Genomic DNA, 16,189 nt, shown 5'->3' with positions numbered 1-16,189 from the left:
TCGTTCCTGGTGCGATGGGGTCATGTCCCGGTTCACCGCACGTTGCGTGATCGTGGGGGCCGCGGTCGCGCTCGTCGTGGCCGGGGTCCTCGCGCCGATCAGCGGCGCGGGGCAGGGCGTCCTGCTCGGCGCGGGTGCGTGCTGCGCGCTGGTCGACGTGGTGCTGCACCGTTCGGCCTCGCCAGACCCGGTCGCGGTCGTCGCTCCGCGCGGACCCGACCAGCCCGCCGAGCCCGGACCGCTCGGTGCGCCGGAAACGCTGACGGGCACCGTTCCCGGGGACGGCGACGGCACGCCGGCACTCGTCCTCGGGCACGGTCCGGGCGGCCGCGTGCTCCGGGTCGACGCCGCGTCCCACGTCGTGGTCGTCGGTGCCGGAGCACTCGCCGTCGCGGTGTTCCGCGGGCTCGCCGAGCAGCTCCGAGCCGCTGCCGTCCGCGCGGACGAGGACCTGCGCTGGGCCGCTGCTCCCGAGGTCCTCGACGCCGTGGGGACCGGCAGCACCGATCCAGCCCCGAGCGCCCGGCCAGCGAGCACCCGGGCAGCGAGCACCCTGTCAGTGCACGCCCTGCCGTCGGGGACCTCGGTCGCGGTGCGGGTGGCTGCCGACGGCCGACCGCACGGCTCCGTGGTGCTCGTGGCCGGACTCGGATCGGCGCCCCGTCAGCGGGACGTCACCGTCGAGGTCTCACGGTACGGCTGCTCCGTCCGCCGACCCGACGACCACGCGGTCGTCCGGGTGTCCCCGGCGCTGCCGGTCCTCGTCCCCGACCCCGTGGGCGCCGATCGATGACCAGCGCCGACTCTTGACCAGCGCTGACCCTTGACCAGCGCCGACCCTTGACCGGCGCTGACCCCTGACCAGCGCCGACCAACGATCAGCGCAACCCGGCGCCGACCCGCACCGCGCCGACGGGCACGCCACCACCGAGCACCCGCTCACCGGTTGCGTCGAGCACCTCGGCCACCCCGTCCGACGCCACGAGCCCGTTCCGCTCGAGCAGCGCCAGGGCCGCCAGGGTGCCGGCCCGCTGCGAGCCGTCGAGCACCTTCACGGCCACGGCCGCGCCTCCGGGCAACCCCATGACCATGACGCCCTCGGCACCGAGCTTCGCCAGCACCTGCAGTCGCTCGATGGTGACCGTGTTCGCGCGTCCGACGCCGTCGATCGCCCACGGGTGCGCCAAGACCGCATCGGTCAGGGCAGCGGAGTCGTCGTCGGCCCGTGCCACCACACCGGCGAACCCGCGTGCCAACCCCGTCAGGGTGAGCGGGAACACGGGGGCACCGCAGCCGTCCGTGCCGACCAGGTCGACGGTCTCGTGCGTGTACTCCTCGACGACGGAACGCACCCGCTGCTGCAACGGGTGCTCGATGTCGAGGTACGTGGCTTCGTCCCACCCGTTCACCCGGCAGGCCGCGAGCATGCTGGCGTGCTTGCCGGAGCAGTTCATCGCCAGGCGGCGGGGGCCGTCCATCGTCCGGGCGGTCCCGCGGTCGAAGGGCATGTCGGGCGGGCAGCCGAGGTCGGATTCGACGTGGTCGAAGGACTCGAGCATGTGCAGGGCGAGCGCCTGGTGCGCCGCGGTGCCGGCGTGACTCGCGGTGGTGAGGACGAGTTCCTCGTCGGAGAACAGCGCACCGGCACGTCGGACGGCCAGGGCCTGGAACGGCTTCATGGTGGAACGCGGGTAGATGCTCGCGGTCACGTCGCCGACGGAGTCGATCACGGTGCCGCTCGCGTCGACGACGACTCCGGCGCCGACGTGCCGGCTCTCGTCGAACCCTGAGCGTTCGAGCACCGCCAGCTCGACGGAACCGTCGGCGGTGAGAGGATGGCGATCACTGCGGACTTCGGGGCTCACCGTCATGCCGCCATGCTAGCCAAGGCGAAGGGGCGCACCCGTGCACGACCACTCCTACGAGGTCTCCGTCAGCTGGACCGGCGACCGCGGGACCGGCACCTCCGGGTACCGCGACTACGGACGCGAACACGTGGTCTCGGCGACCGGCAAGCCCGACGTCCCCGGCTCCGCCGACCCGACGTTCCGCGGGGACCGTGACCGCTGGAACCCCGAGGAGATGGTGGTCGCGGCGCTGGCCCAGTGCCACATGCTCAGCTACCTGCACGTCGCGGTGACGAAGGGCTTCACCGTCGTCGACTACCAGGACACCGCGACCGCGTCGCTCCGCCTGAACCGCGACGGTTCGGGTGAACTGACCGAGGCGACCCTGCACCCGGTCGTCACCATCCTCGAAGCCGACCGGGCCGCGGACGCCGAAGCCGCACACGTCACCGCGAACGAGCTCTGCTTCATCGCGCGGTCCGTGGCGTTCCCGGTGCACCACGAGCCGCAGCTGGTCGTCCGACCTGCGTCATTGGCAGGGGACTCTTCGACAGGTGGGGCAGACTAGGTCCTCGTGAAGCGTCTCCGCCTGCTCCCGATCGCCATCGTCCCCGCCGTCGTGCTGGGACTCGCCGCCTGCTCCGGCTCCGGTTCGAACGGGTCCTCGGCCTCGCCGACCCCGTCGGCCAGTGCCACGGCCTCGGCGATCACCTCCTGCCCCGACCCGGGCAAGTCGTCAGACGCCATCAAGGCGACCGGGTCGTTCGGTGGTCCGAAGGCCCCGACCGTGAAGTTCTCGTCCGGCCTGTCCGCGAAGACGCCGCAGGCCACCCGCCTCGTGAAGGGCAAGGGCGCGGCGCTCGACGAGGGCGACTACGCGCAGGTCTCCTACAGCGTGTACGAGGCATCGGACGCCAAGAAGCTCGGCACCGTCGGCTTCGACGAGGGCAACCCGCAGGTGCTCTCCGTCGGCGGATCGGGCTTCGGCGCGCTCCTCGCCTGCTCGAAGGTGGGCGACCGGGTCGCCGCGGTCGGACAGTCCTCGGCACTCGGCTTCAACACCGGCGGTGAGATCGTCGTGGTCGCCGACGTCGTCGCGCAGACCCCGACCAAGGCGACCGGTACCCCGCAGGACCAGGACCCGGGCCTGCCCACGGTCAAGGACAAGGCCTCGGGCGAGCCGGAGATCACGGTCCCCGACGGCGTCAAGGCGCCCACGAAGACCACGGTCGAGGTGCTCAAGCAGGGCGACGGCACCGAGATCGCCGACGGCGACACCGCACTCGTGCAGTACAAGGGCGTCGTCTACGACACCGGCAAGGAGTTCGACTCCTCGTGGTCGAAGGGTGTCCCCACCACCTTCACCGTGTCGGAGAGCGCGCTCATCAAGGGCTTCGTCACCGGGCTCGTCGGGCAGAAGGTCGGCTCGCAGGTCCTGATCGTCGCCACGCCGGAGGACGCCTACGGCGCGAACCCGCAGGAGGGCTCGGGCATCCCGAAGAACGCCACGCTCGTCTTCGTGGTCGACATCCTCGCCAAGGGCTGACCGTGACGGACGGCCGCCTCGGCACCACCGGTCCGGACCGTCGGCGGATCGTCGTCCTCGGCAGCACCGGCTCGATCGGCACCCAGGCGCTCGACGTCGTCGCCCGCAACCCCGACCGGTTCGAGGTCGTCGGGCTCACCGCCGGCAGCAACCGCGACCTGGTCGCGGAACAGGCCGCCCGGTTCGGCGTCCACGACACGGCGTTCGGCGCGGCCGACTCGGAGCAGCTCGTCCGGAGCGTCGAGGCCGACGTCGTCCTGAACGGCATCACCGGCTCGGTCGGCCTCGGCCCGACGCTCGCGGCGCTCGAGAGCGGTGCCGTGCTCGCCCTCGCGAACAAGGAGAGCCTGATCGTCGGCGGCTCCCTCGTGCAGCAGGCCGCGGCGCCCGGGCAGATCGTGCCCGTGGACAGCGAGCACTCCGCGATCGCGCAGGCGCTGCGCTCCGGCGCCGACGCCGAGGTGCAGCGGCTCGTCCTGACGGCGAGTGGCGGTCCGTTCCGTGGGCGCACCCGCGAGCAGCTCCGTGACGTCACCCCCACCCAGGCACTGGCGCACCCGACCTGGGACATGGGTCTCGTCGTCACGACGAACTCCGCGACCCTGGTCAACAAGGGGCTCGAGGTCATCGAGGCCCACCTGCTCTTCGACGTGCCGTACGACCGCATCGACGTCACCGTGCACGCGCAGTCGATCGTGCACTCCATGGTCGAGTTCGTTGACGGCTCCACCATCGCCCAGGCGTCGCCGCCGGACATGCGTCTGCCGATCGCGCTCGGCCTGGCCTGGCCGGACCGGGTGCCCGGCGTCGGCGTGCCGCTCGACTGGACGACCGCGAGCACGTGGACGTTCGAGCCGCTCGACCAGGACGCCTTCGGCGCCGTCGCCCTCGCCAAGCGAGTGGGCGAGCTGGGCGGGACGTTCCCGGCCGTGTTCAACGCCGCGAACGAGCAGGCCGTCGCCGCGTTCCACGCTGGCGCGATCGGTTTCCTGGACATCGTCGACACGGTCGAGCGCGTCGTCGAGGAGCACACCGCGGGGGAGCCGTCCCTCGACGGCGTGCTCGCGGCGGAGCAGTGGGCCCGCACCGCTGCGGACCGCGCGCTGACCCGCTGACGCGAGTCGCGCCTCCCGTCCGACGCGGAGGCGGCAGACCGCGGACGTGACGCACCGGCCTGGAGGCCCAGATCACCTCTCAGACGGCGCTCGGCTCCGTCATGGAATCAGTCCCGTACTCTTTCCCGGTGACCGTCGAATCCGTCCTGCTCTTCGTCCTCGGCGTGGTCGTCTTCATCATCGGCCTGCTGGTCTCGATCGGACTCCACGAGCTGGGGCACCTGTCCTTCGCGAAGCTCTTCAACGTCAAGGTGACGCAGTACTCACTGGGCTTCGGCAAGGCGATGTGGTCGTTCAAGCGGGGTGAGACCGAGTACGGGATCCGCCCGATCCTGCTCGGTGGGTACATCTCGATGGTCGGCATGCTCAAGCCGCGCGCCTCGGGCCGGGCGAACGCCATCACGAACACCGGCATGTACGGCGCGTTCGTGCAGGACGCCCGCCAGGCCAGCGCCGAGCAGATCGCGGACTCCGGCGGTGACGACTCCCGTGCCTTCTACCGCCTGACGCCGTGGAAGCGGATCATCGTGATGGTCGCGGGCCCGGCGATGAACCTGGTCATCGGCATCGTGCTGTTCGGTGTGCTGCTGTGCGGGTTCGGGGCACCGACGACGACCTTCACGTCGAGCGTCGGGTGCGTGCTGCCGAACAGCCAGACGACCGAGTGCTCGCCCGGCGACGCGGTGTCCCCGGCGAAGCAGGCGGGCATCGAGTCCGACGACGTGGTGCTCTCGGTGAACGGCGAGCAGGACCCCACGATCACCCGCGTCTCCGAGGTCTTCCAGGAGTCCGCCGGTGAGCAGGTCACCGTGGTCGTCGAGCGCGACGGTGCCCGGAAGACCCTCGAGATCACCCCGACGACCGCCACCCGCGACGTCTACGACGCCGAGGGCAAGGTCGTCAAGAACGACGACGGCACCACGAAGACCCAGCGCGTCGGCGTGGTCGGCGTCAGCATCGGGCAGTCCCTGGTGCGGCAGTCCCCGGCCGAGGTGTTGCCCGCGACCGGCGCCCAGATCGCGGCGTCGGCGCACCTGATCATCGACCTGCCGCAGCGCCTGGTCGCCGTGTGGAACGCCGCGTTCGGTGCCCAGGAGCGGTCGCAGGACAGCCCCGTGTCGGTGGTGGGCGTGGGCCGCGCGATCGGCGAGGTCTCGTCGATGAGCGGCGTCCCCGTCGTCGACAAGGCGTACACGATCCTCGGGCTGCTGGCCTCGCTCAACATCGGCCTGTTCGTGCTGAACATGGTGCCGCTGCTGCCGCTCGACGGCGGACACATCGCGGGTGCGCTCTGGGAAGCGATCAAGCGACGGTCGTTCAAGCTCGTCGGCAAGGCGGACCCGGGGCCCATCGACCTGGCGAAGACGATGCCGCTGACGATGGTCGTCGTGGTGCTGTTGGCGGGCATGAGCGCGCTGCTCATCTACGCCGACATCGTGCGGCCGGTGAACCTGTTCGGGTAGTCGCTCCGGCGCTACGCTCAGCGGATGACCACAGCCGCCCCGAACCCTCCCGAGGTTCGCACCGTCGAGCGCCAGGGCCTCGACGTCATCGCCGAGTCCGATCGGAAGGGCACCCCACGGGGACTGTTCTGGCCGTGGTTCGCCGCCAACATCTCCGTGCTCGGCCTGAGCTACGGCTCCTTCGTCCTCGGTTTCGGCATCTCGCTGGCCCAGGCGACGATCGTCTCGGTGATCGGGGTGGTGTTCTCGTTCCTGCTGTGCGGCGTCGTCGCGATCGCCGGCAAACGCGGGTCCGCGCCGACGATGGTGCTGAGCCGCGCGGCCTTCGGGGTCCGCGGCAACCGGGTGCCGTCGTTCCTCAGCTGGGTCCTCACCGTCGGGTGGGAGACGTCGCTCGCCGCCCTGGCGGTCCTGGCGACCTCGACGGTGTTCACCGAGCTCGGCTGGGACGGCGGGGTGCTGACGAAGATCGTCGCGCTCATCGTGGTCGCCGCACTGATCGTCGGAGCCGGCATCGCCGGGTTCGACGTCATCATGCGCCTGCAGACCGTGATCACCGTCGTCACCGCCGTGTTGACCGTCGTCTACATCGTGCTCGCCGCGCCGACCATCGACTTCGCAGCGCTCGGTGCCCTGCCGTCCGGCAGCGGGCAGAACGTCATCGGGGCGCTCGTCCTCGTGATGACCGGGTTCGGACTCGGCTGGGTGAACGCCGCCGCTGACTACTCGCGGTACCTGCCACGGAATGCCTCGACGGGCGGGGTCGTCGGCTGGACGACGTTCGGCGGTGCCCTCGCACCGGCGGTCCTCGTGGTGATCGGCGTGATGCTTGCAGGGTCGTCACCGGACCTGAACGACGCGATCGGAGCCGACCCGATCGGCGCGCTCACGACGCTGCTCCCGGTCTGGTTCCTCATCCCGTTCGCGATCGTGGCGATCCTCGGGCTCGTCGGGGGAGCCGTCCTCGACATCTACTCGTCGGGCCTCGCACTGCTGAGCGTCGGCGTGAAGATCTCGCGTCCGGCGGCCGCGGGCGTCGACGGTGTGATCATGGTCGCCGGTGCGGTCTACGTCGCCTTCTTCGCGCAGGACTTCATCTCGCCGTTCCAGGCCTTCCTCGTGACCCTCGGCGTCCCGATCGCCGCGTGGGCCGGGATCTTCGTCGCCGACGTCCTGCTCCGTCGACGCGCCTACGCGGAAGCCGAGCTCGACGACCGCCGCGGGCGCTACGGCGACGTCCGGTGGCTGCCCATCGCGCTCGTCGTGCTCGGTACCGTGCTCGGGTGGGGCCTGGTGACGAACACCTACGGCGTCCCGGCCTGGCTCAACTGGCAGGGCTACCTGCTCGGCCCGTTCGGCCTCGGTGGCCGCGAGGGGCCGTGGGCCTACGCGAACCTCGGCGTCCTCGTCGCACTGGTCGTCGGGTTCCTCGGCACGCTGCTGTTCGCTCGCGGCTCGATCCGCCGTCAGGAAGCACTCGCCACCCCGGACGACCTGCGATGAGCGCGGAGATCCCCGACGACGCCTGGCTCGTCGTCATCGACATGCAGCAGGTCTTCACCGGCGAGAACCCGTGGGCCGCCCCGCGGTACGACCACGCCGGCGCCGGCATCGAGCGGCTCCTCCCGCGGTTCACGGGCCGCACGGTCTTCACCCGCTTCGTGGCTCCGGCGGAGCCCGAGGGTGCGTGGGTGCCGTACTACCGCGACTGGCCCTTCGCACTGGTGCCGGACGCCGACCCCCTGTACGCGCTCACCGAGCCCTTCGCGTCGGCCGCCGCGGACCGGAACGACCCCGTCGTGACGGAACCGACCTTCGGCAAGTGGGGGACGAGCCTCGAGGCCGTCGTCGGCGACCACCCACACCTGGTGCTCACGGGGGTCTCGACCGACTGCTGCGTGCTGTCGACCGCGCTGGCCGCGGCCGACGCCGGTGCGTCGGTGACCGTCGTGGCGGACGCCTGTGCCGGCGCCAGCGACGAGGACCACGACCGCGCGCTCGCGGTGATGCGGCTCTACGCCCCGCTGATCACGGTCGTGGACTCGGTCAGGGAGCTCTGAACGGACGCACGGGGACCGGACCCGGCACGGTCAGACCGAGCGCGTAGAGTGCTCACGTGCCCGCAGTCAACCTCGGTATGCCCAAGTCCCCCGAAACCCTCGCTCCGCGTCGCAAGTCGCGGCAGATCCGGGTCGGCAAGGTGCTCGTGGGCGGCGACGCCCCGGTGTCCGTGCAGTCGATGACCACGACGCAGACCACCAACATCAACGCGACGCTGCAGCAGATCGCCGAACTCACGGCGTCGGGCTGCGACATCGTCCGGGTCGCCGTGCCCACGCAGGACGACGCCGATGCGCTGGCGATCATCGCGAAGAAGTCGCAGATCCCCGTGATCGCCGACATCCACTTCCAGCCGAAGTACGTCTTCCAGGCGATCGACGCCGGCTGCGCTGCCGTCCGCGTCAACCCGGGCAACATCCGCAAGTTCGACGACCAGGTCGGCGCGATCGCCAAGGCCGCCAAGGACGCCGGCGTCTCGCTCCGCATCGGCGTGAACGCGGGGTCGCTCGAGCCGAGCCTGCTGCAGAAGTACGGCAAGGCCACCCCCGAGGCGCTCGTCGAGTCCGCGGTGTGGGAAGCCTCCCTGTTCGAGGAGCACGACTTCCACGACTTCAAGATCTCGGTCAAGCACAACGACCCGATCGTGATGGTCAAGGCCTACCGGCAGCTCGCCGCCGCCGGTGACTGGCCGCTGCACCTCGGCGTGACCGAGGCCGGCCCGGAGTTCCAGGGCACGATCAAGAGCGCCACCGCGTTCGGCATCCTGCTGGCCGAGGGCATCGGCGACACCATCCGCGTGTCGCTCTCCGCCCCGCCCGCGCAAGAGGTCAAGGTCGGCCTGCAGATCCTGCAGTCGCTCAACCTGCGCGAGCGCAAGCTCGAGATCGTCTCCTGCCCGAGCTGCGGTCGCGCGCAGGTCGACGTCTACCAGCTCGCGAACGACGTCACCAAGGGGCTCGAGGGCATGACCGTCCCGCTCCGCGTCGCCGTCATGGGCTGCGTCGTGAACGGCCCGGGCGAGGCGCGCGAGGCCGACCTCGGCGTCGCTTCGGGCAACGGCAAGGGGCAGATCTTCGTCAAGGGCCAGGTCGTCAAGACCGTGCCCGAGGCCGAGATCGTCCAGACGCTCATCAACGAGGCGAACCGCATCGCGGACGAGATGGGTCCGGCCGCCGCCACCGGCACGCCCCAGGTGATCATGGCGCCGTAGGCGCGACCACCCTCCGACCGGAGGCCCGGTGCCAGCTGGCACCGGGCCTCCGGTCCGTCGTCGTGCGGTGCTGGTGCCGGCGCCAGCGCCGGTCGGCACGGTGCGTGCTTCGCGCTTCCGTGCCGCGTTGATCGCCCCGTGCGAGCCTGCAGGCGCGCACGCAGCGGCCGCCGCCGCACCGGCCGATGAACCTCGCACGGTGCGGCTCCGCTCCGCGTCGCCGGCGGTGCCCGCGACGCGCGTGCCGGACCGGGGAACGCCGCGGAGGCTCGCTGCGGCTGCTCGACGCGCGTCCCCTCCGCACAGTGCGGACTTCGCGAGCGGCCGCCGGATTGACCGCCCCGTGCGAGGCTGCAGGCGCGCACGCAGCGGCTGCCGCCGCACCGGCCGACGAACCTCGCACCGTGCGGCTCCGCTCCGCGGCGCCCGCGGCGCGGCCGACGCGGGCGACGCACCGCGGAACGCCGCGGAGGCCCGTTGCGGCTGCTCGACGCGCGTCCCCTCCGCACAGTGCGGACTTCGCGAGCGGCCGCCGGGTTGATCGCCCGGTGCGAGCCTACAGGCGCGCACGCAGCGGCTGGCGCCGCACGAGCCGGCGAACCGCGCACCGTGCCGAACCGCGCCGCCAGCGCCCAGCGGCGGGGACACTGCAGGGAACCCGCGCCGTCGGCCCGCCGCCACTAGGCTTGCCCCGTGGTCACACGGCTTTCGCATCTGTTCCTCCGTACGCTCCGCGACGACCCCTCCGACGCCGAGGTGACGAGCCACAAGCTGCTCGTCCGCGCCGGGTACGTCCGTCGCCAGTCCCCGGGGATCTTCGCCTGGCTGCCGCTCGGCCTCCGGGTGCGCGCCAAGATCGAGGCGATCATCCGCGACGAGATGGTCGCCGCCGGTGCGCAGGAGGTCCTGCTGCCCGCGCTCCTGCCGCGTGAGCCGTACGAGGCCACGAACCGCTGGACCGAGTACGGCGACGGCATGTTCCGCCTGCAGGACCGCAAGGGTTCCGACTACCTGCTCGCACCCACGCACGAGGAGATGTTCGCGCTCCTGGTGAAGGACCTGTACTCGTCCTACAAGGACCTGCCGGTCACGCTGTTCCAGATCCAGGACAAGTACCGCGACGAGGCCCGGCCCCGCGCCGGACTCCTGCGCGGCCGCGAGTTCACCATGAAGGACGCGTACTCGTTCGACCTCACCGACGAGGGCCTCGAGCGCAGCTACCAGGTCATGCGCGACGCGTACGAGAAGATCTTCGCCCGCCTCGGCCTCGACTACGTCATCGTCAAGGCCGACGCCGGCGCGATGGGCGGCTCCAAGTCCGAGGAGTTCCTGCACCCGATCGGCGTCGGCGAGGACACCTTCGTCCGCAGCGCCGGCGGCTACGCGGCCAACGTCGAGGCGTACGTCACCCCCGTCCCCGAGTCGCTGCCGATCGAGGGCCAGCCGGAGCCCGTGCTGCTGCCGGCGTCGGACGCCCCGACGATCGACACGCTCGTCGCCCACGCGAACCAGGTCGCGCCGCGCGAGGGCGCGCCGTGGACCGCGGCGGACACGCTGAAGAACGTCGTCCTCGCGCTCACCCACCTCGACGGCACGCGCGAGGTCGTGGTCGTCGGCCTGCCCGGTGACCGTGACGTCGACCTGAAGCGCGCCGAGGTGTCGTTCGCCCCGGCCGAGGTCGAGGCCGCCGGCGACGACGACTTCAAGAAGCACCGGGGCCTGGTGAAGGGCTACATCGGCCCGCAGGTCCTCGGCGCCGACAGCGCCACCGGCCTGCGCTACTTCGTCGACCCCCGTGTGGTCGACGGCACGAGCTGGATCACCGGCGCCAACGAGCGCGGCGTGCACGTCTCCGGCCTCGTCGCCGGCCGCGACTTCGTGGCCGACGGTGTCGTCGAGGTCTCCGACGTCCGTGCCGGTGACCCGTCCCCGGACGGCTCCGGCCCGCTCGAGACCGCGCGCGGCATGGAGATCGGGCACGTCTTCCAGCTCGGCCGGAAGTACGCCGAGGCGCTCGGTCTCAAGGTGCAGGACGAGAACGGCAAGCTCGCCACGGTCACGATGGGCTCGTACGGCATCGGCGTGACCCGCATCCTCGCGATCCTGGCCGAGTCCCACAACGACGAGAAGGGCCTGGTCTGGCCGAAGAACGTCGCGCCGTTCGACGTGCACATCGTCGCCACCGGCCGCGACCAGGTCGCCTACGAGCTGGCGGCGTCCGCCGTCGCCGAGCTCGAGGGCGAGCGGTTCGACGTGCTGTACGACGACCGCCCCAAGGTCTCGCCCGGCGTGAAGCTCCGTGACGCCGAACTGCTCGGCATGCCGATCGTCGTCGTCGCCGGTCGCGGCGCCGCCGAGGGCGTCGTCGAGCTGTGGGACCGCGCGACCGGCGACCGCCGCGACGTGCCGGTGGCCGAGCTGCTCGACGCGGTCCGCGCGATCTAGACGCGACCCCTGACGGACAGCAGGCCCGTGGCGACGTCGCCACGGGCCTCCTGTCCGTCTCATGGTTCTGGGGTAGGCTTGTGGCCGACTTCTGCGCAGTTCCACCCCGCAGGAGCGACTCATCTGAATACGGAGGCACCTCGGTGAAGATCGATCTCGCAGTCCTGCGACTCATGGAGCGCGAGCGGGAGATCCCGTTCGACGAGCTCGTCCAGATCATCGAATCTGCCATCCTGACCGCCTACCAGAAGCACGCCGACGAGAACGGCGAGCCGGCCCACGCGCAGTCGCGTGTGGAGCTCGACCGCAAGTCCGGCGGGGTCAGCGTCTACGTCCCCGAGCTCGACGACGAGGGCACCGTCATCGGTGAAGCCGTCGACCAGCCGAGCGACTTCGGACGCATCGCGGCCTTCGCGGCGAAGCAGGTCATCAACCAGCGCCTGCGCGACATCGGCGACGACAAGATCCTCGGCGAGTTCCGCGGCAAGGAAGGCGACATCGTCGCGGGCGTGGTCCAGCAGGGCCCGAACCCGAAGATGGTGCACGTCGACCTCGGCACGATCGAGGCGATCCTGCCGCCCGAAGAGCAGGTGCCGGGGGAGTCGTACAAGCACGGCTCCCGCATCCGCGTCTACGTGACGAGCGTCGCCCGTGGCAACAAGGGCCCGCAGATCATCGTGTCGCGCACCCACCCGGGCCTCGTCCGGAAGCTCTTCGCACTCGAGGTCCCGGAGATCGCGTCCGGTGTCGTCGAGATCACCTCGCTCGCCCGCGAGGCCGGCCACCGCACGAAGATCGCCGTCAAGGCGAACGAGCCCGGCGTGAACGCGAAGGGTGCCTGCATCGGCGAGCTCGGCGCACGTGTCCGTGCGGTCACGAACGAGCTCGGTGCCGAGAAGATCGACATCGTCGACTACTCGTCCGACCTTGCATCGTTCGTCGCGAGCGCCCTGTCGCCGGCCAAGGTGACGAGCGCATTCGTGCTCGATGCCTCGACGAAGGCCGTCCGCGCGCTCGTGCCGGACTACCAGCTGTCGCTCGCGATCGGCAAGGAAGGGCAGAACGCCCGCCTCGCCGCGAAGCTCACCGGTGCCCGCATCGACATCCAGCCGGACTCCATCCTGGACGGCGAGGACTAGGACGATTTCGCTCCCGGCGCGCCCTGCGAGGGCGCGCCGGATCGCGCACGTCCGAGGCAAGGAGTAGAGTGGTTCCCGTCAGAACGTGCATCGGCAGTCGTCGTCGCGCTTCCCGATCCTCCCTCCTCCGAGTCGTCGCCCTGAGCGATGGCCGTGTCGTGGCGGATCCGAAGGCAGTCATGCCGGGCCGGGGAGCGTGGCTCACACCGACCGTCGATGCCTACGATCTGGCCGTCAAGCGCAGGGCTTTCCGTCGTGCGCTCCGGTTGGATCGCGATCCCGACACGTCCGCGGTGCTCGACCACATCGTCGGTCTCCCACAGGAACCGGCCGAGCGCCCGGACATGACAGAACAGGCTGAACGGCTTATGGACAACTGATGAGCGGCTCGAAATGAGACCCGTCATCCATTGAGTCCTGCCCCTTCACGGGGTGGGACCCGTGAAGGAGAACAGTGGCTAAACCACGCGTACACGAGATCGCAAGCGAACTCGGCGTCGACAGCAAGACCGCACTCGAGAAGCTCAAGGAGCTCGGCGAGTTCGTCCGGGGTGCCAGCTCGAGCATCGAGCCCCCCGTGGCACGGAAGCTCCGTGCCGCCCTCCAGGCAGACGGCGCCCCCGCGGCGAAGCCCGCCGCCTCGGCCTCCGCGCCGAGCGCACCCGCCAAGGCCAGCGCGCCGAAGTCGAGTGCACCCAAGCCCGGCGGTCCCCGTCCGGGTCCGGCTCGTCCGGCACCGTCTCCCGAGCCCGAGGCCCCGGCAGCACCCGCTGCCGACGTCCCCGCACCGGCCGCACCGAAGTCCGTCGCCCAGCGACAGGCCGAGGCCGAGGCCGCGCAGAAGGCCCGTGCCGAGAAGCAGGCCGCTGAGAAGCAGGCCGCCGAGCAGGCAGGCGGGTCGACCGACGCTGCTCCGAAGTCCGACGCCGTGAAGCCGGGCACCAGCCCGAAGGCTCCCGCGGCAGCCGGTCCGAAGCCGGGTGGCCCCAAGCCCGGTGCACGTCCGGGCAACAACCCGTACTCGTCGAACCAGGGCATGGGCTCGCGCCCGCCGCGCCCCGGCAACAACCCGTACTCGTCCAACCAGGGCATGGGCCAGCGCCCGGCCGCCGGCGCAGCCGGTGGCGGTGGCATCCCGCGTCCGCAGCCCCCGCGTCCGGGCACGCCCCGTCCGGGTGCTCCGCGTCCGGGTGGTCCCGGTCAGGGCAACCGTCCCAACGGCTTCGGGCAGCGCCCGGGCCAGGGTGGTGGCCGTGGCGGCCCCGGTGCCCGTCCGGGTGCCGGTGGCGGTGCCGGTGGCGGCTTCCCGCGTCCGGCCTTCAGCGGCCCGCGTCCCGCCGGTGGCGGTGGCCGTGGTCGTGGCCCCGGTGGTGGTACCGCCGGTGCGTTCGGTCGCGGTGGCGGCAAGAGCCGTGCCCGCAAGTCGAAGCGGACGAAGCGCGCCGAGTACGAGATGCGTCAGGCCCCGTCGCTCGGCGGTGTGCAGGTCCCTCGTGGCGACGGCAACACGGTCGTCCGACTCCGTCGTGGTGCGAGCATCTCGGACTTCGCGGACAAGATCGACGCCATGCCCGGCAACCTCGTGACGGTGCTGTTCCACCTCGGTGAGATGGCGACCGCGACCGAGTCCCTGGACGAGGCCACGTTCGAGGTCCTCGGTGACGAGCTGGGCTACAAGATCCAGATCGTCTCGCCCGAGGACGAGGACAAGGAGCTCCTCGAGGGCTTCGACATCGACCTCGACGCAGAACTCGAGGACGAAGACGACGACGTGCTGCAGCAGCGGCCGCCGGTGGTCACCGTCATGGGTCACGTCGACCACGGCAAGACCCGCCTCCTCGACGCGATCCGCAACTCGAAGGTCGTCGAGGGCGAGGCCGGTGGCATCACCCAGCACATCGGTGCCTACCAGATCGTCGCGCAGCACGAGGGCATCGACCGCCCGATCACCTTCATCGACACCCCGGGTCACGAGGCCTTCACGGCCATGCGTGCCCGTGGTGCCCAGGTGACGGACATCGCGATCCTCGTGGTCGCGGCGGACGACGGCATCATGCCCCAGACCATCGAGGCGTTGAACCACGCGCAGTCGGCCGGTGTGCCGATCGTCGTCGCGGTCAACAAGATCGACAAGGAAGGCGCGAACCCCGCCAAGGTCCGCCAGCAGCTCACCGAGTACAACCTGGTGGCCGAGGAGTACGGCGGCGACGTCATGTTCGTCGACGTGTCGGCGCGGCAGAACATCGGCATCCAGGAGCTCCTGGACGCCGTGCTGCTCACCGCGGACGCCGGTCTCGACCTGCGTGCGAACCCCGACAAGGACGCCCGTGGTGTCGCGATCGAGGCCCGGCTCGACAAGGGTCGCGGTGCAGTCGCCACGGTCCTCATCCAGTCCGGCACGCTCCACGTCGGTGACGCCATCGTGGCGGGCACGGCCTACGGCCGAGTCCGTGCGATGACGGACGAGAACGGGGTCGCGGTCAAGGCCGCGACGCCGAGCCGCCCGGTCCAGGTGCAGGGTCTGTCCTCGGTGCCCCGCGCCGGTGACACCTTCCTCGTCACGGAAGAGGACCGCACGGCGCGTCAGATCGCTGAGAAGCGTGAAGCCGCCGAGCGCAACGCCCTGCTGGCGAAGTCGCGCAAGCGCATCTCGCTCGAGGACTTCACCCGTGCGCTCGAAGAGGGCAAGGTCGAGTCGCTCAACCTCATCATCAAGGGTGACGTCTCCGGTGCCGTCGAGGCACTCGAGCAGTCGCTCCTGGACATCGAGGTCGACGACAGCGTCCAGCTCCGCATCCTGCACCGCGGTGTCGGTGCGATCACGGAGTCGGACATCGACCTCGCCACGATCGACAACGCCATCGTCATCGGCTTCAACGTCCGTCCGGACGTCAAGGCCCGTGAGCGTGCGGCGCGCGAAGGCATCGACGTGCGCTTCTACTCGGTCATCTACAACGCACTCGACGACATCGAGCAGTCCCTCAAGGGCATGCTCAAGCCCGAGTACGAAGAGGTCCAGTCGGGCGTCGCCGAGATCCGCGAGGTGTTCCGTTCCTCGAAGTTCGGCAACATCGCGGGTGTCATCGTCCGCTCCGGCACGATCACGCGCAACGCCAAGGCGCGCGTCATCCGCGAGGGTGTGGTGGTCGCCGATGGCCTGGCCATCGAGTCACTGCGTCGCTTCAAGGACGACGTGACCGAGGTCCGCACGGACTTCGAAGCCGGTATCGGTCTGGGCAAGTTCAACGACATCCAGATCGGCGACGAGGTCGAGACGACCGAACTCGTCGAGAAGCCGCGCGACTGATCGCGTGACTCCTCTGGGCCCCGGCCTCCCCACGCGGGAGGCCGGGGCCCGACCCC

General features: G+C 70.9%; 13 protein-coding genes. 12 read left to right on the top strand and 1 reads right to left on the bottom strand.

The annotated features are described in order from the left end of the window. The first annotated feature begins 22 nt into the window (after nt 1–22). On the top strand, nt 23–793 hold the full coding sequence (locus DEJ29_RS10275) for a hypothetical protein (protein WP_111094223.1): 771 nt from the start codon (nt 23–25) through the stop codon (nt 791–793). Nucleotides 794–878: 85 nt separating this feature from the next. On the opposite strand, the gene DEJ29_RS10270 is transcribed toward DEJ29_RS10275, so the two are convergent. Continuing rightward, entirely contained in the window at nt 879–1,871 is a 993-nt protein-coding gene (locus tag DEJ29_RS10270) for an asparaginase (RefSeq protein ID WP_111094224.1), read from the bottom strand. 34 nt (nt 1,872–1,905) lie between these two features. Between DEJ29_RS10270 and DEJ29_RS10265 the strand changes: the two genes are divergently transcribed. The 11 genes from DEJ29_RS10265 to infB all read left to right on the top strand — a co-directional run bounded on the left by DEJ29_RS10265 (nt 1,906) and on the right by infB (nt 16,133). Then, nucleotides 1,906–2,415 (top strand): OsmC family protein, encoded by a 510-nt coding sequence (locus tag DEJ29_RS10265; protein ID WP_111053976.1) that lies wholly within the window; start codon nt 1,906–1,908, stop codon nt 2,413–2,415. A gap of 6 nt (nt 2,416–2,421) precedes the next feature. After that, nucleotides 2,422–3,393 carry an FKBP-type peptidyl-prolyl cis-trans isomerase gene (locus tag DEJ29_RS10260; protein WP_071404621.1) on the top strand — a complete coding sequence of 324 codons (972 nt, stop codon included), beginning with the start codon at nt 2,422–2,424 and terminating at the stop codon, nt 3,391–3,393. Nucleotides 3,394–3,395: 2 nt separating this feature from the next. Further along, nucleotides 3,396–4,508, top strand: a complete 1,113-nt coding sequence (dxr, locus tag DEJ29_RS10255; protein WP_111094225.1) for a 1-deoxy-D-xylulose-5-phosphate reductoisomerase — start codon at nt 3,396–3,398, stop codon at nt 4,506–4,508. A 128-nt stretch (nt 4,509–4,636) separates the two neighbouring features. Then, complete coding sequence (locus DEJ29_RS10250) at nt 4,637–5,971, top strand: M50 family metallopeptidase (protein ID WP_181438118.1); 1,335 nt, start codon at nt 4,637–4,639, stop codon at nt 5,969–5,971. Between the two features lie 24 nt (nt 5,972–5,995). Then, the gene (locus DEJ29_RS10245; RefSeq protein WP_111094227.1) at nt 5,996–7,474 is read left to right on the top strand and encodes a purine-cytosine permease family protein; all 1,479 of its coding nucleotides are present in this window, start codon (nt 5,996–5,998) and stop codon (nt 7,472–7,474) included. After that, the gene (locus DEJ29_RS10240) at nt 7,471–8,031 is read left to right on the top strand and encodes a cysteine hydrolase family protein (RefSeq protein WP_111094228.1); all 561 of its coding nucleotides are present in this window, start codon (nt 7,471–7,473) and stop codon (nt 8,029–8,031) included. The genes DEJ29_RS10245 and DEJ29_RS10240 overlap by 4 nt, the downstream gene beginning before the upstream one ends. Nucleotides 8,032–8,087: 56 nt before the next feature. After that, entirely contained in the window at nt 8,088–9,242 is a 1,155-nt protein-coding gene (gene ispG / locus DEJ29_RS10235; protein ID WP_171907786.1) for a flavodoxin-dependent (E)-4-hydroxy-3-methylbut-2-enyl-diphosphate synthase, read from the top strand. A 693-nt stretch (nt 9,243–9,935) separates the two neighbouring features. Beyond that, nucleotides 9,936–11,687 (top strand): proline--tRNA ligase, encoded by a 1,752-nt coding sequence (locus DEJ29_RS10230; protein WP_111094229.1) that lies wholly within the window; start codon nt 9,936–9,938, stop codon nt 11,685–11,687. A 143-nt stretch (nt 11,688–11,830) separates the two neighbouring features. Then, nucleotides 11,831–12,826, top strand: coding sequence for a transcription termination factor NusA (gene nusA / locus DEJ29_RS10225; RefSeq protein WP_111094230.1), 996 nt, complete (start codon nt 11,831–11,833; stop codon nt 12,824–12,826). A gap of 68 nt (nt 12,827–12,894) precedes the next feature. Then, nucleotides 12,895–13,206: a YlxR family protein gene (locus DEJ29_RS10220; RefSeq protein WP_031259737.1), complete on the top strand. Its 312-nt coding sequence runs from the start codon at nt 12,895–12,897 to the stop codon at nt 13,204–13,206. Nucleotides 13,207–13,280: 74 nt separating this feature from the next. After that, entirely contained in the window at nt 13,281–16,133 is a 2,853-nt protein-coding gene (infB, locus tag DEJ29_RS10215; RefSeq protein ID WP_111094231.1) for a translation initiation factor IF-2, read from the top strand. Nucleotides 16,134–16,189 lie beyond the last annotated feature (56 nt).

It is taken from the genome of Curtobacterium sp. MCPF17_021 (genome assembly GCF_003234605.2).
In the GTDB taxonomy this organism is placed as follows: Bacteria; Actinomycetota; Actinomycetes; order Actinomycetales; family Microbacteriaceae; genus Curtobacterium; species Curtobacterium flaccumfaciens.
The sequence above is the reverse complement of the archived record's forward strand: the minus strand, read 5'-3'. Positions and strand labels throughout refer to the sequence as shown.